This is a genomic window from Micromonospora humi, assembly GCF_900090105.1.
Lineage (GTDB): Bacteria > Actinomycetota > Actinomycetes > Mycobacteriales > Micromonosporaceae > Micromonospora > Micromonospora humi.
Window position 1 is genome coordinate 224,157 of the sequence record NZ_FMDM01000004.1, and the last position, 20,001, is coordinate 244,157.

A 20,001-nucleotide genomic window follows, 5' to 3' on the forward strand; every position below is an offset into this window, starting at 1 on the left:
GGGGACGGATCGGACCCGCTAGCGTCCACGTTTGTACTGCTAAGGGCTCGTCGTCGGCGGGGGGACGGGACACAGCCGAACCCAGCCCTGCGGGACAGAAGGAGGGGTCTGTCCATGACCCTGAAATGGTTGGCAGTCGTGGTCGCGGTGGTGTCGGTGACATCCTGCGTGACCGGCAACGTGGTGGTCGGCGTGCTGAACGGCGGGCAGCTTCCCCTGGTCGTCAATCTCCTCGCGCTCACCACGGCCGGCACAGCGGTGATCCTCGCCGTCGTCGCCGAGTTGCACGACCGACTCAACGACCGGGTCAGCGCGCTCACCGAGTTCCTGGTGGCGCGGCTCAACGAGATCGAGGCGCACACCGGCGACCGGAACACCGGCTTCGTGGAGGGCTACCTGCTCAGCCACGGGCAGGAGGCGGCCGTGGTGCCGTTCGGGCGCCGGGGAAGAGGAGCCGCCGAACGCTGACCCCTACGTCGCCCCGACGTCACATCTCGGCCACGAATACGCCGCCCGGCGCGGGGTACGCTGTCGCGCGTGCCGCCGTTGAATCTGGGCAACCAGCCGCCGAAGACTCCGTTGGACGCCGAGCACGCCTGGCGTGCCACCGCCGCCCGCGCGGGTGACGTCGTGCTCTTCTTCGACTTCGACGGCACCCTCGCGCCGGTCGACGACGACCCCACCGCGGTCCGGCCCGCGCCGAAGGTGCTCGCCGCGCTGGAGGCGCTCGCCCCACGCGTACGCCGGATCGCGATCGTCTCCGCGCGCCCGGTGGAGTTCCTCCGCGACCACCTCGGCGGCCTCGCCGGCGTCGACCTCTACGGGCTCTACGGCCTGGAACACAGCCACTCCGGCGGCGAGACGGTCACCGAGCCGGCCGCCCTGCCCTGGGTGCCGACCATGGCCGAGCTGGCCGCACAGGCCGAGGCCGAGCTGCCGCCCGGCGCCCTCGTCGAGTTCAAGCGGCTCTCCGTGGCGCTGCACTGGCGCACCGCCCCGCAGCTCGGCGACGTGGTGCAGGAGTGGGGCCGGGCCCGCGCCGAGCGGCTGGGCCTGCGCTGCCAGGCCGGTCGCATGGTGCTGGAGCTGAAGCCCCCGGTCGACCGGGACAAGGGCATGGTCATCGGCGAGACGGTCCGGGACGCCGGCGGCGCCTGGTACTTCGGCGACGACGTCTCCGACATCAAGGCGTTCGCCGCGCTGCGCGCCCGCGCCGCCACCGACCCCGAGTTCCTCGGCGTCTGCGTGGCCGTCGCCAACCCGGAGACCGGTCACGAGGTGGCCGACGCCGCCGACCTCACCCTGGACTCCCCCGCCGCCCTCGGCGACTTCCTCACCGCCGCCCTCCCCCACCTCTCCTAACCCACCCCACCCCACCCCACCCCGCCCCGGCCCGGCCCGGCCCGGCCCGGCCCGCGATCTTGCACTTTCTGCCCCGGCAAAGCGGGCATAGGGCCCATGAGCGGGGCCGAATGTGCAAGATCGACGGCAGGGCGGCGGCGACGCGTCGCGGGAAGGGCGGGTTCAGACGCCGTAGCGGCGTTGGCGGGTGGCGTAGGAGCGCAGGGCGCGGAGGAAGTCGACCTTGCGGAAGTCGGGCCAGTTCAGCTCGCAGAAGTAGAACTCCGAGTGCGCGCTCTGCCAGAGCATGAAGCCGGAGAGCCGCTGCTCACCACTGGTCCGGATGATCAGATCGGGGTCGGGCAGACCCTTGGTGTAGAGATGCTCCGAGATGTCGTCGACATCGATCGTGGTGGCCAGCTCCTCCAGGGTGCCACCCTGCGCCGCGTGCTCCAGCAGCAGCGAACGGACCGCGTCGGCGATCTCGCGCCGGCCACCGTACCCGACGGCGATGTTGACCTGGGCCCCGCCGTCGCGGTCCCGGGTGCGCTCGGCGGCGCTCTTCAGCGCGGCCGAGTGCTGCGCCGGCAGCACGTCGAGCGCGCCCACCATGCGCAGCCGCCAGGGGTTGCCCTCCTCGGCCAGCTCGCTGGTCAGGTCCTCGATGATCTGGAGCAGCGGGTCCAGCTCGGCGGCCGGCCGGGACAGGTTGTCGGTGGAGAGCAACCAGAGCGTGACGTGCCCGACGCCGGCCGCGTCGCACCAGCGGAGCAGCTCCTTGATCCGCTCGGCGCCCATCCGGTGGCCGTCGTTCGGATCGACGAAGCCCATCTCCCGGGCCCACCTGCGGTTGCCGTCGCACATCACGCCGACGTGCGCGGGCACGGGTTTACCCGCGAGCTTCGCCGTCAGCCGGCGCTCGTACACGGAGTAGAGAAGTTTCCGCAGAGTCATCACCTTGCAGGGTAGCGACCCCCGGGAAAGATCAGTGCCGCGGTGGCGCATCGCGGGACGGCCTGTCGTTTCCGCCCCGGCGGGGACGCGGCACCCCGGCGGCGATCGCGGCCAGCGTGCGGACGTCCAGGCGGCCGTCGCCGAGCCCCAGCTCCACCACCGTCCGGTAGACCCGCTCGTCCCGGCCGGCCGCGCCGACCACCGCGTCCACCACCCACTGCCGCCGGGCCAGCCAGGCGGCCGCCGAGCTGTGCCGCAGGTGGGTGCCGAGCCGGTCCCGCAGGGCAACCGCGTAGCGGCGGGCCGCGTCGGCGGGTGCACCGGCCGCCGCCGCGCCGGCCAACGCGCCGGAGCGCAGTGCGTAGAAGATGCCCTCGCCGGTGAACGGGTTGATCAAGGACAGCGCGTCGCCGGCCAGCACCACCCGGCCGCGGCCCGGGGCCGGCCGGTGGGTGGAGAGCGGCAGGTGGTGCGCCCGCAGGTCGGTCACCGTGGTCGGGTCGGCGCCGGGCAGCAGGGCGGCCATCCGGTCCAGCAGGTGCGCACGGGTCAGCGGCTCGCCCCGCAGCACCTCCCCGTACCCGACGTTCGCGCGCCCGTCACCGATCGGAAAAGCCCAGGCGTACGCGGGCCAGCGCGCCCCCGACGTGACGATGAGCTGCTCGGGTGGGCCGGGCGGCGCGGGCGCGTAGCCCCGGATGGCGAGCGCGAGGTGCCGGTCCGGGTTCACCGGAGACCCGAGTGCCCGCCGCAGCACCGAACCCGCGCCGTCCGCCCCGACCACCGCCCGGGCGGCCAGTTCCCCGTCGAGGACCACCCGGTCGGCGCTCACCTCCACCCGGCGTACGGTGTGCCGCCGCAGCTCCGCCCCGCTCTCCACCGCGGCCCGGACCAGCCGCGCGTCGAACACCCGTCGGGGCACCGTGTAGGCGGGCCGGGGCAGGGGCCGGGCCACCGTGCCACCACCCGGTCCGACCAGGCGCAGCGCCGGCAGGGGCGGGTAGCCGTCGACGGCGCCGGTCACCCCCAGCTCGGCGAGGACGTCCAGCGCGTGCGCGGCGATGCCGTCGCCGCACGCCTTGTCGCGCGGGAAGTCGTACCGGTCGAGCAGCAGCACCCGCGCCGCCCCGGCCCGCCGCGCGGCCAGTGCGGCAGCCGCCCCCGCGGGCCCCGCCCCCACCACCACGACGTCCCAGACGGAACCACCCACCCCCACATCCTCCTCCCCCGATCCCGTCCCTCCCGCCCACCGCGCCCGCCCAGATCCGTCGATCATGAAGTTGGCGGCAGCGTTGATCTCCCTTGGTGCCGCCAACTTCATGATCACCGGGTCGAGCTGGGGTGGGGTGGGGGGCGTGGGGGGGGTTAGGGGGTGGCGCGGTTCAAGGAATAGAGGCAGAGGGCGGCGGCGGTCACCAGGGGGGCGCCGTCGCGGATCAGGCCGTCGACGCCGAGCAGCCACCAGCAGAGCGGGAGGTCGAGCGCGAGCACACCCACGGTCACCAGCACCAGCGCCCGGCGGGCCCAGTCCTTCCCGCGCAGCAGGAAGGCGGTGCAGAACAGCACCGCGTAGCTGGCCGCGATGCCGGCGCCGAACCAGACGAGCAGCGCGGGTACGGCGACGGCACCCCGGTCCCGCACCGACCCGATCGCCACCAGCGCGGGCACCAGCATCAGCGGGCTGTAGGTGAAGGCGGCCACCCGGGCGGTGAGCAGCCACCCGTTGGCCTGCGGGCGCTTCGGGGTGACCTCGCGCCAGGAGATCGTCCCGCCCTCGATCACCAGGCCCTTGCGGTGGCGGACCAGGTGGGCGCGGACCGCCTCGGAGCGGTAGAGCAGCACCACCACGGCGACGCAGAGCGCGGTGAGCGCGGCGAAGCCGAGCAGGCCGGGCAGCGCGGGGACCCCGGCCCGGGGCACGACGAGCCGGCCCACCGCGAAGATCGTGGTCACCGCCAGGATCAGCCCGAACGGCCGGGCCGCCACCCGGCCGGAGTTGACGTGCCCGATCAGGATCAGGAAGCCGAGCGACCGGAGCATCGCCCAGCCGGTGCGGACGGCGAGGCCGAACTCCTGCTCCGGGGCGTACCAGTAATTGAGCAGCTCGACCACGACGGTGGCCCCCGCGGTCACGGCGAGCAGCGTGGTCAGCGCCCGGACGGCGGACGGCCGCCGGACCTCGACAGGTTCGGCGGCCGTCCTCATGGCATCCGGTCTTGCCCGGTGCGGGCAATCGGCACACCTGCTACTTCTGCGGCTCCACGTCCAGGCGGGCGCGCAGCGCGTCCAGCTCGGCCCAGAGCACGCCGGGGAGCTTGTCCCCGAACTTCTCGAACCACTCGGTGACCAGCGGCAGTTCCTTGCGCCACTCCTCCGGGTCGACCTTCAGGGCGATCCGGACGTCCTCCGGCGTCATGTCGAGGCCCTCGATGTCCAGCGCGTCCTGCGCCGGGACCATGCCGATCGGGGTCTCCACCGCGTCGGCGGTGCCCTCCAGGCGCTCGATGATCCACTTGAGCACGCGGGAGTTCTCACCGAAGCCCGGCCAGAGGAAGCTGCCCTCGGCGTCCTTGCGGAACCAGTTGACGTAGTAGATCTTGGGCAGCTTGGCCTCGTCGCCGTCGGTGCCCTTGCCCATCTCGATCCAGTGCCGGAAGTAGTCACCGCCGTGGTAGCCGATGAACGGCAGCATGGCCATCGGGTCGCGGCGCACCACGCCGACCGCGCCGGACGCGGCGGCGGTGGTCTCCGAGGAGAGCGTGGCGCCCATGTAGACGCCGTGCACCCAGTCCCGCGCCTCGGTGACCAGGGGGACGGTGTCCCGGCGCCGGCCGCCGAACAGGATCGCGTCGATCGGCACGCCGTTCGGGTCGAAGTAGTCGTCGGCCAGGATCGGGCACTGGGTGATCGGGGTGCAGAACCGGCTGTTCGCGTGCGAGGAGAGGCCCTCGCTCTCCGGCGTCCAGTCGTTGCCCTTCCAGTCGATCAGGTGCGCCGGGGGCTCACCCATGCCCTCCCACCAGATGTCGCCGTCGTCGGTGAGAGCCACGTTGGTGAAGACCGAGTTGCCGCGGTCGAGCGTCCGCATGGCGTTGGCGTTGGTCTTCCAGTCGGTGCCGGGCGCCACGCCGAACAGGCCGTACTCCGGGTTGATCGCGTAGAGGCGGCCGTCCGGGCCGAACCGCATCCAGGCGATGTCGTCACCGATGGTCTCGACCTTCCAGCCCGGGATCGTCGGCTCCAGCATCGCCAGGTTGGTCTTGCCGCAGGCCGACGGGAAGGCCCCGGCGATGTGGTAGACCTTGCCCTCCGGCGAGGTGATCTTGAGGATCAGCATGTGCTCGGCGAGCCAGCCCTCGTCGCGCCCCATCACGCTGGCGATCCGCAGCGAGTAGCACTTCTTGCCGAGCAGCGAGTTGCCGCCGTAACCGGAGCCGTAGGACCAGATCTCCCGGCTCTCCGGGAAGTGCGAGATGTACTTGGTCTCGTTGCACGGCCAGGCCACGTCCTGCTGCCCCGGGGCCAGCGGCGCGCCGATGGAGTGCAGCGCGTGCACGAAGTCGGCGTCGTCGCCCATCGCCTCCAGGATCGCCGAGCCCATCCGGGTCATGATCCGCATCGAGGCGACCACGTACGGGCTGTCGGTGATCTCGACGCCGAACATGGGGTTCGCCGCCTCGACCGGACCCATGCAGAACGGGATGACGTACATGGTGCGACCGCGCATGCTGCCGCGGTAGAGCTCCGTCATCGTCCGCTTCATCTCGGCCGGCGCCATCCAGTTGTTGGTGGGGCCGGCGTCCGCCTCGTCGACGGAGCAGATGAAGGTGCGCTCCTCGACCCGGGCGACGTCCGTCGGGTCCGTCCGCGCGTAGAACGAGTTGGGCTTCTTCTCGGGGTTCAGCCGGATCAGGGTGCCGGTCTCGACGAGCTCGTCGGTGAGGCGACGCCACTCCTCGTCGGACCCGTCCACCCAGACCACCCGCTCGGGGGTGGTCAGTTCCGCGACCTCACGAACCCAGGCGAGCAGTTTGGGGTGGGACGTCGGGGCCTGATCGATACCCCGAACAGCAGCCGGAGCAACCATGTCACATCTCCTTGTGGTCGACGCTGACCGATCTATGGGATGCACGAGTTCTGGCGGGCGAGGCGCCGCCGTCGTGGAAACCTGGGATTGGGCTCAGCGTAAACCGGGCTGCCTCGCCAGTCAGTGGGACTGGTTGTGAAGAACTGCACAAGGTACGGCCACGCTGCGGCATCGCGATCTGATACCCGCTTTCGCGCGCAGTTTCACGCAAATCCTGCGGTGAACCTCCGTCGCGCCGGCCCGCGCAAGCGCGATTGCGTGATTTCCCACTCCGCCGCCGACCGGGCCGCCGGGGGCCGAAGTTGCCGTGGCCGACTCGCCGTTGCAGTCGGTCCGGGTTGGGCGCAACCGGTACTCTCTGCGGGTGGCCGCGACGATGACCGGGGACCAACCGGGGGCTCCGGAGACCCGTCGGGGTCCGATCGGAGCCCTCCTCCACCGCTTCGGTCACCTCGTCCACGAGTTGAGCAAGTTCGCCACCGTGGGTGGCGTCGCCTTCCTCGTCGACTTCGCACTCTTCAACTACCTGTCGAGCGGTCGCGGCATGCCACCGCTGGTGGCGAAGACCATCTCCACCGTGATCGCCGCGACGGTGGCCTTCCTCGGCAACCGGTTCTGGACCTGGCGGCACCGGCAGCGCTCCCACCCCGCCCGCGAGTACGCGCTGTTCTTCTTCTTCAACGCGGTGGGTCTCGGCATCGCGATCGCCGTGCTGGCGATCAGCCACTACGGGCTCGGCGCGCTCTGGCCGCGGGTGTTCCAGACGCCGCTGGCCGACAACATCGCCAGCTTCGTCGTCGGCACCGGCCTGGGCACGCTGTTCCGGTTCTGGTCGTACCGACGGTTCGTCTTCGTCGAGGCGGGAACACTCCCCGTTCCGGCACCGAGCCACGACCGAGAGTCCGGGGCGTGACGCACCGCCCATCCCGACCCGCTGGGCCCAGCCGGCCCCGCCCACTGCCCTAAGGTGTTTCGCATGCCTGGAGTCCGTCTGCTGCCCGAGCGCTGGCAGAAGTTCATCCACGAGGCGCTCAAATTCGGCATCGTCGGCGGCATCAACACCGTCATCAATTACGCGGTGTTCAATGCGCTGGCACTCACGGTTTTCCGGGACGGTCAGCTCAAGGCGACCGTGATCGCCACCATCGTCGCGACGATCACGTCGTATCTGATGAATCGGCACTGGACGTACCGTGATCGGCCGAAATCGGCGCTACGGCGCGAATATATCCTTTTCTTCCTGTTCAACGGTGCCGGCCTCATCATCGAACTCGGCGTCCTGGCCCTGGCCAAGTACGGCATGGGCGTGCACGGCCTGCTGGCGTTGAACGTGGCGAAGACCGTCGGCGTCCTGCTCGCCACCCTGTTCCGTTTCTGGTCCTACCGGACGTTCGTCTTCCAGCCGGTGCCGAAGCACGCGGAGGAGACCTGGCACGCCGTCCCCCGGGACGAGTGGGACAACGTCGCCGAGATGGACCCGGTCGCCGAGCTGGCCGAGTCCGTCAGCGAGCTGGAGGAGGAGGAGCCGCCCCTGGGCGCGAACCGCCACGGGAGCGACTACACCCCGCCGCAGGGTCGCGCGGCGCCGGCCGACGCGGCCCTGGGCGGTGCGCTCGGGGCCGACCTGGACGCCGAACTCGCCGCCGAACTGCGGCCCCGCCGCGCCCGCCGCTGAGTCTGCCGATCCCCGGTCAGGACGGGTCGCGCAGGGACTTGCCCTCGGCCATGTCGGCCAGGATGTCGCGCATCTCGCCGTCACCCAGGCTGTGCTTGTCGTGGTGCGCCTCGACCAGCTCGTAGAGCTTCGTCTGCACCCGGTCCACGTGCGGCACGTCGGCGAGCACCGACTGGCCCCGCTCGCCGGCCGACTCGATGGTCAGCGTGCCGCAGCCGAGGATCCGCTCCACGAACCGCTGGTGCATGGCGTGGTCGTTGATCCGGGTCAGGGGCAGGTCCCGCCGGTTGCGGGAGAACACCCCCTCCTGGAGGAGCACCCGCTCGTTCGTGAAGAGGTAGTGCGTGGTGCGCCAGACCAGGAACGGCCACAGGCCCCACCACAACGCCAGCACCACGCCGAGCCCGGCGATGGCGTAGAGCGCGATCGTGCCGCCGTCACCGTCGGGCAGCAGGAGCCAGCCGGCGACCACCGCCGCGACGGTGAGCGCCAGCACCAGGATCGGCCGGATCAGGGCCTTCCAGTGCGGGTGCAGGTGCAGCACGACGTGCTCGTCCTCGGTGAGCACGTCTTCGGGGAACGCCACTTCGAACCTCCTCGCGGGAACCGGACGCGCTGACCGTAACCGGTCAGTGCACCCCGGCGACATCGGCCGCGCGGGCGGCTGCCGGGTGTTAAGAGGGGGCCCCGCCTCTACCAGAGGCGTTAAGCGGGGGCCCCGCCTTTCACCGCAGGTGGAGGACGTCGCCGGCGGCCAGGCGGAGCGTCTCGCCGTCGGCGTCCACCAGGAGCTGCCCGTCCGGGTCGACGCCGGTCGCCGTGCCGTGCACCTCGCGGCCGTCCGGCAGCAGCACCCGCACCCGGCGGCCGATCGTCGCGCAGCCGGCCAGGTAGGCGTCGCGCAGCCCGCTGGCCACCGCGTCGCCGCCGGCGTCGCGCCAACGCGCGTACCAGTCGGCGAGCGAGCGCAGCAGCGACCGCAGCAGCGGATCCCGGTCGGTGGCGGTCGCGCCGGCGAGCTGGAGCGAGGTGGCCGGCAGGCCGGTCGGATTCTCCGGCAGCTCGTCGGCGCGCACTGTCACGTTCAGCCCGACACCGACCACGATCGCGGGCGGCTGACCCTCGGCGTCGCCCGGCACCACCTCGGCCAGCACCCCGGCGCACTTCGCGCCGTCCACCAGCAGGTCGTTGGGCCACTTCAGCCGGGCGTCCAGCTCGGCCAGCAGGCGTACCGCCTCGACCAGCGCGACGCCGGCGAGCAGCGGCAGCCAGCCGTACCCGGTGACCGGCACCGGCGACCAGCCGCGCTCGGCGACCGCCTCGCCGGGCCGGAGCAGCACGCTGGCCGCGATGCCGGCGCGCGGCGGCGACTGCCAGACCCGGCCCCGCCGCCCCCGGCCGGCGCTCTGCCGTTCGGCGACCACCACCAGGCCCTCCGGCTCGCCGGCCCGGGCCGCGGCGACCACGTCGGCGTTCGTCGAGCCGGTCTCCGCCACCAGCTCCAACCGGTGCCAGGGCCCGTGGGGCGCGACCAGCGCGCGGCGCAGCCGGGCCGCCGACAGCGGCGGGCGATCCAGATCGGTGTACGGCGAGCCGGGCATCGGTCCAGCCTACGACTCGGGTGAGGCGTACTGCACAACGTCACCCGCCTGAACCATCGTTATATTCCCTGGGTGACTACCGAGACCGGGATCAACATCCACACGACCGCCGGCAAGCTGGCGGACCTGGAGCGACGGCTCGACGAGGCGGTGCACGCCGGGTCGACGCGTGCGATCGAGAAGCAGCACGCGCGGGGCAAGAAGACCGCCCGGGAGCGGATCGACATGCTCCTCGACGAGGGTTCCTTCGTCGAACTGGACGAGTTCGCCCGGCACCGCTCCACCAACTTCGGGCTGGAGCGCACCCGCCCGTACGGCGACGGCGTGGTGACCGGCTACGGCACCGTGGACGGCCGGCAGGTCTGCGTCTTCGCGCAGGACTTCACCGTCTTCGGCGGCTCCCTCGGCGAGGTCTTCGGCGAGAAGATCGTCAAGCTGATGGACCTGGCCATGAAGATCGGCTGCCCGGTGGTCGGCATCAACGACTCCGGCGGCGCGCGGATCCAGGAGGGCGTCGCCTCGCTCGGCCTCTACGGCGAGATCTTCTTCCGCAACGTGCGGGCCAGCGGCGTCATCCCGCAGATCTCGCTGATCATGGGCCCGTGCGCGGGTGGCGCGGTCTACTCCCCGGCGGTCACCGACTTCACCGTGATGGTCGACCAGACCTCGCACATGTTCATCACCGGCCCCGACGTGATCAAGACGGTCACCGGCGAGGACGTCGGCATGGAGGAGCTGGGCGGCGCCCGCACCCACAACGCCCGCAGCGGCAACGCGCACTACCTCGGCACCGACGAGGAAGACGCGATCTCCTACGTGAAGGCGCTGCTGTCGTACCTGCCGTCGAACAACCTGGACGAGCCGGTCGTGTTCGACGCGCCGGCCGAGCTGGCGATCACCGACGAGGACCGGGAGCTGGACACGCTGATCCCGGACTCGGCCAACCAGCCGTACGACATGCACCGGGTGATCGAGCACGTGCTCGACGACGGCGAGTTCCTCGAGGTGCAGCCGCTCTACGCGCAGAACATGGTGGTCGGCTTCGGCCGGGTCGAGGGGCGCCCGGTGGGCGTGGTGGCCAACCAGCCGATGCAGTTCGCCGGCACGCTCGACATCGCCGCGTCCGAGAAGGCGGCCCGGTTCGTGCGCACCTGCGACGCGTTCAACGTGCCGGTGCTGACCTTCGTGGACGTACCGGGCTTCCTCCCCGGCACCGGGCAGGAGTGGGACGGCATCATCCGCCGCGGCGCCAAGCTCATCTACGCGTACGCCGAGGCCACCGTCCCGAAGGTCACCGTCATCACCCGCAAGGCGTACGGCGGCGCCTACGACGTGATGGGCTCCAAGCACCTCGGCGCGGATCTCAACTTCGCCTGGCCGACCGCGCAGATCGCGGTGATGGGCGCGCAGGGCGCGGTGAACATCCTCTACCGCGCCGACCTGGCCGCCGCCGAGGACCCGGCGGCGGTGCGGGCGGAGAAGATCGCCGAGTACGAGGACACGCTCGCCAACCCGTACATCGCCGCCGAGCGCGGCTACGTCGACGGGGTGATCCCGCCGCACGAGACGCGGACCCAGATCGTCCGGGCGCTGCGGGTGCTGCGCACCAAGCGCGAGACGCTGCCGCCGAAGAAGCACGGCAACATCCCGCTGTAGGTGTGAGGAGGGGCCCCCTGTCAACGCCTCGCGTAGAGCAGGGGGCCCTTCTTGACATGGCCGGGTTCAGCAGCCCGGGTTGGCGGCGACGCACATCCGCTGGGCGGCGGCCCGGGCCATCTCCTGCAACTGCCGCACACTCGCCTCGGCGTCGGGGATGCCGGGGCGCAGCCGCTCCGCCGGCACCAGGACCGTCACGAGGTCACCGACCCGGACGACCAGCCGGTCCTCGAACCAGTTCGCGCCGCCGTCCGCCGGTTGCCGCGGCACGGTGGTGGTGTGCCGCAGCACCACCGCCTGGTCGCCGGCGAAGCCGCTCGCGGCGACGGTCCAACTGTGCACGACCTCATCGGTGACCAATCCCCGGTCACCGGGGACCTGGCCGGTGGTCCGCCACTCGCCGCAGGCCGCGACGACCCGCTCCAGGTCCCCGACGAACCGGCCGGCCGCTGCGGACCGCATCCGGTAGACGTCCTGCGTCAGGACGACCGCGGGGTTGGACAAGGGGGCATCGACGGCGGGGGACTCCAGCAGGGTCTGCGATCGCGAGTACCGCGAGCGCGGCTCCTGCGCCGGCAACCCCTGCGCGCGGGCGCAGACCTGGAGGAAGTCGTCGACCCGGACCGGCTCGTCGAGGTCGGTGTCGCTGAGCGTGTCGCCGGTCCGGACCGGGACGTCCGTCGGCTCCAGCATGGCCTCCACCGGGATCTCCGTGTTCCCGCCCGGCACGTCCGCGACGGGCGGCGGCGAGGCGCCGGTCCGGTCCACGAACGTGGCGCCGAGCGCGGCGACCAGCACCACCGAGGCGGCGGCCACCGCGGCGGTACGCCGGCTGCGTCGCCGGGCCGTGGCCCGCAGCTCCGCCGGCTCCGCCCACCGGACGTCCCGCAGGTCCCGGTGCAGCACCTCCACGAGCGTGACGTCGTCAGGCATCTGCCGCCTCCTCCTGAAGATCCACCACGGCGAGCAGCCCGGCGAGCGCGGTCCGCCCCCGGGACAGCCGGGCCTTGACGGTGCCGACCGGCGCCTCGGTCTCCCGGGCCACCTCGGCGACCGGCATGCCGAGCAGGTAGTGCATCGCGATGGCGGTGCGTTGGGCCTCGGGCAGCCGGCGCAGCGCGGCGACCACGTCCATCGTCTCGGTGCTGGGCGCCGGCACGTCGGCCACCGCACCGTGCCGCAGGTAGGCGCGGGCCCGGCTGCGCAGGCTGCGCCACCGGCTCACCGCGATCCGGCTGGCCACCACCCGCACCCAGGCCTCCGGGTCGTCGTAGCCACGTACCGTCGACCACCGCTGCCAGGCCCGGATGTACGCCTCCTGCACGGCGTCCTGCGCCTCGGCCCGGTCGCCGGTGAGGACGTAGACGAACCCGAGCAGCCGTTGCCGGCTGCCCCGGTAGAAGTCGTCGAAGTCGTCACTGTCGGGCACTTTCACCTCCCGTGTTCGCCAGGGACACGCCTGGCGGCACGGTCCGGGTTGCCGGTCAGCCGACCATTTTCTCCAGCTCGCCCACGCCGAAGGCGCCGGCCGGGATCCGGTCGCGGACGGCCCGGCGCACGCCGGCCTGCACCGCCGCGTTGACCGGGGTGGGTACGCCGTGCTGCCGGCCGAGCAGCACGACCTCGCCGTTGAGGTGGTCGGCCTCGGCCGAGCCGGCACCCCGGGCGAGGCTCTGCCAGGTGGAGCCGCCGGAGCGGGGCTCGCCGTCGACCGGCCGGTGCGCCACCAGGTCGCCGCGTTCGGCGGCCTCCTCCTCGCGGGTGGTGTGCGGGATGCCGGCGGCGGCCAGCGCGGCCTCGCCCTCGGCGCGTACCCGCTGCGACAGGTGCTCGGGCACGTCCCGGCCGAGCAGCGCCTGGAGGCCGTTGCCGAGGTTGGCCAGCAACTTGCCGTACTTCCAGCGCATCACGTCGTCGCGGACCGGGGCGACGAAACCGGCGGCGGTCAGGTCGGCCGCGACGGCCCGGCTGGTGTCGTCGGCGCCGGACGGGTAGCGCCCGAGGTGCAGCATGCCCGGATGCGGGTGCCCGTTCGCGACCACCACGCCCGGCTCCAGGTGGGTGGCGGGCAGCCACACGCACACCGGGTGCACCCGGGCGAAGAGCCGCAACGCGGCCGGCTCGTTCGCCACGCCGTTCTGCGCGAGCACGACAGGCAGCCGCTCGCCGGCCGTGCCGCCGCCCTCGACCGGCGCGTCCACCCAGCCGGCCAGCGCGGCGGTCGTGTCCTGGGACTTCACGGTGAGCACCAGCACGGTGTCGGCGGGCAACGGCGGACCGTCCGGCCCGGCCACCGCCGGCAGCCGGCCGGTCACCGTGCCGTCCGGGCGCCGCAGCGTCAGCCCCCGCTCGCGCACCGCGTCCAGGTGCGCGCCGCGGGCCACGAGCGTCACGTCCCGGCCGGCCTCGCCGAGGAGTACGCCGATGGTGCCGCCGACCGCGCCCGCCCCGATGATCACGTATCGCATCCGTCCGATTCTGCCCCGCCGGGGCGCGCGCCGCGCGGGGGCGCGTGCGTCAGGAACCGGCCAGCGCGTGCGCCGGGGCCATCCGACTCGCCCGCAGCGCCGGGTAGAGCCCGGCGAGCGCGCCGATGAGCACTGTCGCGCCGAGGCCACCGGCGGTCGCCCAGGCCGGTACGACGGTGGGCCAGCCCTGGGTGAGCGCGTACCCGCCGGTGGCGAGCACGCCGAGCACGATCCCCCCGCCGCCGCCGATCCCGGCGAGGATCAGCGACTCGGTCAGGAACTGGGCCCGGATGTGCCCCCGGGTCGCGCCTAGGGAACGGCGCAACCCGATCTCGGTACGCCGCTCCAGCACCGAGATCACCATGGTGTTCGCCACGCCGACGCCGCCCACCAGCAGGGCGACCGCGCCCAGGCCGAGCAGCAGCGCGGTCAACGCGTCGTCGGTGGCCTGTTTCGCGGCGAGCGCGTCGGAGGGCCGGGAGACGGCCACCTCGTTCGGCGCCCGCGGGTTGGCCGTCGCGCCGAGCACCGCCCGGACGGCGGCCACCTGGCTCTCCGTGGCCCGCGCGTAGACTGTGGTGGGGTGCCCGTCGAAGCCGGCGTACGTCTGGGCGGACTCCCACCCGATCAGCGCGGCACTGTCCAGTTCGGGCGCGAGCGGCACCGGGTCGAGCACGCCGACGACGGAGAACCACCGCCCGGCGAGCCAGACCCGGACGCCGGGCGTGACGAGGTCCAGCCGGGTCGCGGCCCGGGAGCCGAGCACCACGGCGGGGTAGGCGCGGGTGGCCGGCGTCAACCACGAGCCGGTGTACATGGTGGCGCCGACGGTCTCCGGCAGGTCCTGGTGCGCGGCGAGGACGGAGATGCTGCCGGTCTGCCCGATCGGGACGTGGTCGTTGCGGTAGACGTACCCCTTGACCTGGCCCGTGGCCGCGACGGACTCGACCGGGCCGATCCGGCCGACCATCGCGGTGGCCTCTTCCGGCAGCTTGGCGTCCTCGCCGGAGACGGTCCGACCGGGCGTGACGGTCAGCAGGTTGGTGCCGAGCCGGTCCAGGGTCCGGTCGAGCTCGGCCCGGCTGGAGGTGGAGATGCCGACCACGGCGACCATCGCGCCGATCCCGATGGCGATGCCGAGCGCGGAGAGGAACACCCGCAGCGGGCGGGACCGCAGGCCGACCGCGCCGAGCCGGGCGATGTCGCCGAGCGCCAGCCGTCCCGGCCGGGGCGCGCGGCTCATCGCTGCGCCACCGGCACGTCGTCGCGCACCACGCGGCCGTCGAGCAGTTCCACCCGGCGGGGCAGCCGGCCGGCGACGGCCTGGTCGTGGGTGATCACCACGACCGTGGTGCCCGCCTCGTGCAGCTCGGTGAGCAGCTTCAGCACGCTGCCGCCGGAGACCGAGTCGAGGTTGCCGGTGGGCTCGTCGGCGAGCAGCAGCGCCGGTTCCCCGACGACCGCCCGGGCGATGGCCACCCGCTGGCGTTCCCCGCCGGACAGCTCGTGCGGCAGATGGTCCAGGCGATGCGACAGGCCCACCCGCGCCAGCGCGTCCCCGGCCCGCCGCCGGCGCTGCCGGATCGGCACACCGGCGTAGAGCAGGCCGTCGGCGACGTTGTCCAGCACCGGGGTGCCGGGCGCGAGGTGGAACTGTTGGAAGACGAAGCCGATGGTGGTGGCCCGCAACGCGGACAACGCCCGGTCGGAGAGCCGCGCCACGTCGTGCCCGTCGATCCGGATCACCCCGGTGGACGGGCGGTCGAGCGTGCCGAGCAGGTGCAGCATCGTCGACTTGCCGGACCCGGACGGGCCGACGACCCCGACCAGTTCCCCGGCGTCGATCCGCAGGTCCACCCCGGCGAGCGCGGTAACCCCGCCCGGATACGTGCGGGACACCCCGTGCAACTCCACGAGCGCGCTCACTGCGGGATCCGCACGTTCACGCCGGCGTCCAGGCCGGCGCCGGTCACCTCGACCCGGCCGTCGGCGAACATGCCGGCCTCGACGGCCACCACCCGGCTGGACGTCCCGTCGACGACCTCCAGCCCGTACCCGCCCTCGGCGAGGGCGAGCAGCGCGCTGACCGGCACCGTGAGCACCCCCCGCCGTTCCTTGGCGACGCGGCGTACCTCGACCGCGCCCGGGTCGCCGGCCTGCAACGCCTTCTGGTCGGCGACCTGGACCGTCACCGGCACCCGGGCAGCGGTGTCGCCGTCGCCGGCCGCGGGCGCGGCCGGTTCCGCCGCGGGCGCCGCCGGAGCGGCGTCGTCCCCCACGGTGCGCACGGTGCCGGGCACCGACCGCCCGTCCGGCAACGTGACGCTCACCTTCGCCCCGGGGACGGCCCAGGCGGCGTCGTCCTGCGCCACGGCCGCGGTGACCAACCGGTTCGTGCCGGTCCAGGTGAACACCTCGGCGGGTACGGTCGCGCCGACGCGGACCGAGTGCCGCGCGATGCGCACCGCGCCCGGCGCGTAGAGCAGCTGCCCCGGTTCGACCCGTCCGGTCTCCTCCCGGCCCAGGTCCCGCTGCCAACGCTTCACCGCGTTCGTGGTCGCCGAGGAGAACGTCTCGTCCACCGTGAAGCCGGAGTAGCCGAGCGCACGCAGGTTGCGCTCGAACTGCTCGACGTCGCGGCCCTCGAGCGGGGCCGCCAGCGTCCGGTACATCGGCAGCGGACCGTACATCAGCACGACCGGCTTCTCGTCGACGCGCAGCAGGCTCTGCCCGCGCTTGACCACCGTCCCGCCCGTCGCCAGCCAGGTGACCGTCCCGGTGGCCTCGGAGCGCACCGGGGTGGCCGTGCCGTAGCCGACCGTGCCGTCGAGAACCGTGTACTCCACCAGGTCGCCCCGGGTGACCGGGACGCTCCGGCCGGCCCGGGGGTCCGGCGGGGGCGGGTCGTCCCCGCGGGTGCCCAGTCCCAGGGTCGCGGCGGCCGCCACGGCGAGGACCGCCGTGCCGGCCCCCGCCACCAGCCAGGTACGCATCCGCCGGCGTCGCCGCCGGCCGCCGACGGTCACCTCGTCCACCCCGCTCACCGTGCCCCCTTCGTCCACACCCGCCGGACCGCGCCCGCTCAGCCGACGCCCGGCCCCGGGGTGGCGGGCACCCCGACGATCGATCCACAGGCCGCCGCGGCCCGCTTGGCGCCGGCGCTGCCGGAGTTCCAGAGCGGCTTGCCGTCCTCGGACTCGGGCTGGTAGCCGTCGGGACCCGGGTCGGGGAAGTCGGGCGCGCCCTTGGTCTGCATGCACCGCGCGTACTCGCGGGCCTTCTCGACCTCCTCGGGCGTGAGGGCCGGCTTGTCCTCCAGCCCCTGCGGTACCGGCGGGTTGAGGTCGTTGCACTTGACCTGCGCGGTACGGAACTTCGGGTCGGCCTTCACCGCCCGGGCGTCACCGCCGAACTCGATCCGGCCCTTGGCGTCCGGGTCGGAGACCTTGACGCCCTCCTCCCGCAGGCAGGCCACATACCTGCGGACACCTTCGACGTAGGCGGTGACCGCGTCTCCGCTGGCCACGGCCGACGGGGTGCCTCCCGCGGTGGCGATGGACGGCTCCTTCGCGTCGCCGCCGCACCCCGCGGTGACGAGCACCAGCGCCGCCGCGCCGAGCGCCGCGCTGACTGCTGTGGGAACCCGCACGATGCCATCTCCTTCTGGTCGGTCGGCTGAGCTGTCGACAGGCTAGGACGGGGCCTGTGAAGAACTCGTCAAGAAGCTGTGGGATCACCGTGCGGGTCGGCCCGGCGGGGTTCCCGCAGGCCGCGCGGACGGGTCATGATGGCGGAGTTCTGCTGCCGGACGGGGGGAACCGTTGGTCGCGCGGATACTGGTCGCCGAGGACGACCGGAAACAGTCGGAGCTGCTCCGGGTCTACCTGGAGCACGAGGGCCACCACGTGCAGGTGGTGGCGGACGGCAAGGCCGCCCTGGAGCGGTGCCGGGGCAACCCGCCCGACCTGGTCATCCTGGACGTGATGATGCCGGTGGTCGACGGCCTGGACGTCTGCCGGATCCTGCGCGCCGAGTCCGACGTCCCGATCATGCTGCTCACCGCGCGCAGCACCGAGGACGACATGCTGCTCGGCCTGGACCTGGGCGCCGACGACTACGTCACCAAGCCCTACAGCCCTCGCGAGTTGGCCGCCCGGGTCCGGGTGCTGCTGCGCCGCGCGGGCCGGGCCGGCAGCGACGCGGAGGTGCTGCGGGTCGGTGACCTGGTCGTCGACGTGGACCGGTTCGAGGTCCGGGTCGGCGGTCGGGTCGTGCCGCTCACCGCCAAGGAGTTCGGCATCCTCCGCACGCTGGCCGCCGAGCCGGGCCGCGTGTTCACCCGGGCGCAGATCATCGACCGGGCCTTCGGCTTCGACCGCTACATCGTGGAGCGGACGGTGGACGCGCACGTGATGAACCTGCGCCGCAAGATCGAGCGCGACCCGGCGGAGCCGGCGTACGTGCAGACCGTCTACGGGCGGGGCTACCGCATCCCGGAGCAACCACGGTGAGTTTCCGGCTGCGGGTGCTGCTGATGACGATGCTCATCGCGGTCACCGCCACGTCCGCCACCGCGTGGCTCACGCTGCGGCAGGCGTCGCGCGAGTTCACCGCCTCGGTCACCGCCGGCCAGGACGACATCGCCCTGATCACCTCCACGCTGGCCGGGCACGGCGGGCTCGGCACCTGGGACGGGGTGGCGGACCGGGTACGCGAGCTGGCCGGCCGCACCGGCGAGCGGATCCGGGTGGTCACCGAGACCGGCGCGGTGCTGGCCGACTCGGACCTGCTGGCCGGGCGGGCGGCCCGGGACACCGCGGGCCCGCCGACGCTCGTGGACCCGCGTCCCGTGGTCCGGTTGCCGGAGGGCGACTCGGTGCCGCGCCTGGCCGAGGACATGATGACCGCGATCGTGCAGTACCAGCGCGCGCTGCGCGACGCGGCGTGCCTGACCGCCGGCGGTGGGACGGTCCGCGCGGAGCGCCCGCTGTTCGGCGTGCCCGTGCTGGTGGCCGCCGATCCGGACCGCCCGGCGTCGGTGAACTGCCGCAAGCGGGCCACCAAGCTCCGTCCCACCATGACGAGCGGGCAGATGGAGGGCCTGCTGCGGCCGTGCGTCAGCGGCGGCGCACGCTCCGCCGAGTGCCTGCAACGGGTCTTCATCGCGCAGACCGCGGCCTTCGCCCCGCAACCGGTGCAGGTCTACGTCGGCGCGCGCGACGAGGAGCCACCGACGCTGGCCGGGGACTCGATCACGGTGACGGCGGTGGTGGTGGCGGCCGCGGCGGTGGTGGTCGCGTTGCTGCTCAGTCGCCGGGTGCTGCGGCCCATCGCGGCGTTGACCCGGGCGTCCCGCCGGCTGGCCGCCGGTGACCTCGGCGACCGGGTCCGGGTACGCGGCACCGACGAGCTCGCCGAGCTGGGCCGCACCTTCAACCAGATGGCGGACTCGCTGCAGCAGAGCGAGGAGCGCCAGCGGCGGATGGTCGCCGACGTGGCCCACGAGCTGCGTACCCCGTTGGCCAACCTGCGCGGTTACCTGGAGGCGCTGAAGGACGGGGTGTTGCCGGCCACGCCCGAGGTGCTCGCCTCGTTGCACGAGGAGGCCCTGCTCCAGCAACGGATCGTCGACGACCTCCAGGACCTGGCCATGGCCGAAGCCGGGGCGATGACCCTGCACGTGGTCCGGCTCGACCTCGCGGAGCTGGCGGAGACCTGTCGGGTCAGTCACGCCGCCCTCGCCGAGGCGGCCGGGGTCACGTTGCGGGTGGACGCCCCGCGTCCGGTGCACGTGCGCGGCGATCCCGACCGGCTGCGGCAGGTGCTCGGCAACCTCATCCGCAACGCGACAGCGGCGAGCCGACCGGGCGGCACGATCACCCTGGTCGTCCGCGCTACCGGCGGCGAGGCCTCGATCAGTGTGGCCGACACCGGCACCGGCATCAGCCCGGCGGATCTGCCGCACCTCTTCGACCGGTTCTGGCGGGCCGATCACGCCCGGGGGCGGGAGTCCGGGGGCAGCGGGCTCGGGCTCGCGATCGCTCGGCAGATCGTCACCAACCACGGCGGCACCATCGTGGCGGCGAGCCAGCCCGACGTCGGCACCACCATGACGATCACGCTCCCGACCGACCGGCGCGGGGGGTGAGCCCGACCTCGACGACAGGACGGCCCGCCGGCGAACCGGCGGGCCGTCTTCACGCTGTCAGATCACCGTGG

At 73.2% G+C, this 20,001-nt stretch carries 20 protein-coding genes; 7 read left to right on the forward strand and 13 right to left on the reverse strand.

Annotated features, from left to right (window positions below; all coding sequences use genetic code 11):
• Window positions 1-114 precede the first annotated feature (114 nt).
• On the forward strand, window positions 115-468 hold the full coding sequence (locus GA0070213_RS09340; protein ID WP_091060788.1) for a hypothetical protein: 354 nt from the start codon (window positions 115-117) through the stop codon (window positions 466-468).
• A 69-nt stretch (window positions 469-537) separates the two neighbouring features.
• Entirely contained in the window at window positions 538-1,362 is an 825-nt protein-coding gene (gene otsB / locus GA0070213_RS09345; protein WP_091060792.1) for a trehalose-phosphatase, read from the forward strand.
• 162 nt (window positions 1,363-1,524) lie between these two features.
• Here otsB and GA0070213_RS09350 read toward each other — a convergent pair whose 3' ends face one another.
• From GA0070213_RS09350 to GA0070213_RS09365, 4 genes are all read right to left on the reverse strand, one after another.
• Window positions 1,525-2,295, reverse strand: coding sequence for an isoprenyl transferase (locus tag GA0070213_RS09350; RefSeq protein WP_091060797.1), 771 nt, complete (start codon window positions 2,293-2,295; stop codon window positions 1,525-1,527).
• Window positions 2,296-2,326: 31 nt separating this feature from the next.
• Window positions 2,327-3,571, reverse strand: coding sequence for a geranylgeranyl reductase family protein (locus GA0070213_RS09355; RefSeq protein WP_091061485.1), 1,245 nt, complete (start codon window positions 3,569-3,571; stop codon window positions 2,327-2,329).
• Between the two features lie 89 nt (window positions 3,572-3,660).
• Window positions 3,661-4,500 carry a hypothetical protein gene (locus GA0070213_RS09360; RefSeq protein WP_091060799.1) on the reverse strand — a complete coding sequence of 280 codons (840 nt, stop codon included), beginning with the start codon at window positions 4,498-4,500 and terminating at the stop codon, window positions 3,661-3,663.
• 40 nt (window positions 4,501-4,540) lie between these two features.
• Window positions 4,541-6,382, reverse strand: coding sequence for a phosphoenolpyruvate carboxykinase (GTP) (locus tag GA0070213_RS09365; RefSeq protein ID WP_091060802.1), 1,842 nt, complete (start codon window positions 6,380-6,382; stop codon window positions 4,541-4,543).
• A 376-nt stretch (window positions 6,383-6,758) separates the two neighbouring features.
• Between GA0070213_RS09365 and GA0070213_RS09370 the strand changes: the two genes are divergently transcribed.
• Together GA0070213_RS09370 and GA0070213_RS09375 are read left to right on the forward strand one after the other, a co-directional pair.
• Window positions 6,759-7,295, forward strand: coding sequence for a GtrA family protein (locus GA0070213_RS09370; protein ID WP_091061487.1), 537 nt, complete (start codon window positions 6,759-6,761; stop codon window positions 7,293-7,295).
• Between the two features lie 63 nt (window positions 7,296-7,358).
• Window positions 7,359-8,057: a GtrA family protein gene (locus GA0070213_RS09375; RefSeq protein ID WP_091060805.1), complete on the forward strand. Its 699-nt coding sequence runs from the start codon at window positions 7,359-7,361 to the stop codon at window positions 8,055-8,057.
• A gap of 16 nt (window positions 8,058-8,073) precedes the next feature.
• Here the strand turns inward: GA0070213_RS09375 and GA0070213_RS09380 are convergent, their stop codons facing one another.
• Both GA0070213_RS09380 and GA0070213_RS09385 read right to left on the reverse strand, forming a co-directional pair.
• On the reverse strand, window positions 8,074-8,643 hold the full coding sequence (locus GA0070213_RS09380) for a PH domain-containing protein (protein ID WP_091060808.1): 570 nt from the start codon (window positions 8,641-8,643) through the stop codon (window positions 8,074-8,076).
• 139 nt (window positions 8,644-8,782) lie between these two features.
• Window positions 8,783-9,658, reverse strand: a complete 876-nt coding sequence (locus tag GA0070213_RS09385; RefSeq protein ID WP_091060812.1) for a biotin--[acetyl-CoA-carboxylase] ligase — start codon at window positions 9,656-9,658, stop codon at window positions 8,783-8,785.
• Between the two features lie 72 nt (window positions 9,659-9,730).
• Here GA0070213_RS09385 and GA0070213_RS09390 point away from each other — a divergent pair, with 72 nt between their 5' ends.
• Window positions 9,731-11,314: an acyl-CoA carboxylase subunit beta gene (locus GA0070213_RS09390; protein ID WP_091060815.1), complete on the forward strand. Its 1,584-nt coding sequence runs from the start codon at window positions 9,731-9,733 to the stop codon at window positions 11,312-11,314.
• Window positions 11,315-11,380: 66 nt separating this feature from the next.
• On the opposite strand, the gene GA0070213_RS09395 is transcribed toward GA0070213_RS09390, so the two are convergent.
• Genes GA0070213_RS09395 through GA0070213_RS09425 form a run of 7 tightly spaced genes read right to left on the reverse strand, consistent with a single transcriptional unit; the run spans window position 11,381 to window position 17,431 of the window.
• Window positions 11,381-12,247 (reverse strand): hypothetical protein, encoded by an 867-nt coding sequence (locus tag GA0070213_RS09395; RefSeq protein ID WP_091060818.1) that lies wholly within the window; start codon window positions 12,245-12,247, stop codon window positions 11,381-11,383.
• Window positions 12,240-12,743, reverse strand: coding sequence for an RNA polymerase sigma factor (locus tag GA0070213_RS09400; RefSeq protein ID WP_091060821.1), 504 nt, complete (start codon window positions 12,741-12,743; stop codon window positions 12,240-12,242). The genes GA0070213_RS09395 and GA0070213_RS09400 overlap by 8 nt, the downstream gene beginning before the upstream one ends.
• 55 nt (window positions 12,744-12,798) lie before the next feature.
• Entirely contained in the window at window positions 12,799-13,782 is a 984-nt protein-coding gene (locus GA0070213_RS09405; protein WP_091060825.1) for a ketopantoate reductase family protein, read from the reverse strand.
• A gap of 49 nt (window positions 13,783-13,831) precedes the next feature.
• Window positions 13,832-15,025 (reverse strand): ABC transporter permease, encoded by a 1,194-nt coding sequence (locus GA0070213_RS09410; protein ID WP_091060828.1) that lies wholly within the window; start codon window positions 15,023-15,025, stop codon window positions 13,832-13,834.
• A complete protein-coding gene (locus tag GA0070213_RS09415; RefSeq protein WP_091060832.1) occupies window positions 15,022-15,708 on the reverse strand; it encodes an ABC transporter ATP-binding protein in 687 nt (228 codons plus the stop codon). Before GA0070213_RS09415 ends, GA0070213_RS09410 begins: the two co-directional genes overlap by 4 nt.
• Window positions 15,705-16,826 carry a peptidoglycan-binding protein gene (locus tag GA0070213_RS09420; protein WP_245716324.1) on the reverse strand — a complete coding sequence of 374 codons (1,122 nt, stop codon included), beginning with the start codon at window positions 16,824-16,826 and terminating at the stop codon, window positions 15,705-15,707. The genes GA0070213_RS09415 and GA0070213_RS09420 overlap by 4 nt, the downstream gene beginning before the upstream one ends.
• A 38-nt stretch (window positions 16,827-16,864) precedes the next feature.
• A complete protein-coding gene (locus GA0070213_RS09425; protein ID WP_217628599.1) occupies window positions 16,865-17,431 on the reverse strand; it encodes a hypothetical protein in 567 nt (188 codons plus the stop codon).
• Between the two features lie 172 nt (window positions 17,432-17,603).
• Here GA0070213_RS09425 and GA0070213_RS09430 point away from each other — a divergent pair, with 172 nt between their 5' ends.
• Both GA0070213_RS09430 and GA0070213_RS09435 read left to right on the forward strand, forming a co-directional pair.
• Complete coding sequence (locus GA0070213_RS09430) at window positions 17,604-18,293, forward strand: response regulator transcription factor (protein ID WP_091060836.1); 690 nt, start codon at window positions 17,604-17,606, stop codon at window positions 18,291-18,293.
• Complete coding sequence (locus tag GA0070213_RS09435) at window positions 18,290-19,930, forward strand: sensor histidine kinase (RefSeq protein ID WP_091060839.1); 1,641 nt, start codon at window positions 18,290-18,292, stop codon at window positions 19,928-19,930. Before GA0070213_RS09430 ends, GA0070213_RS09435 begins: the two co-directional genes overlap by 4 nt.
• The last annotated feature ends 71 nt before the right edge of the window (window positions 19,931-20,001 follow it).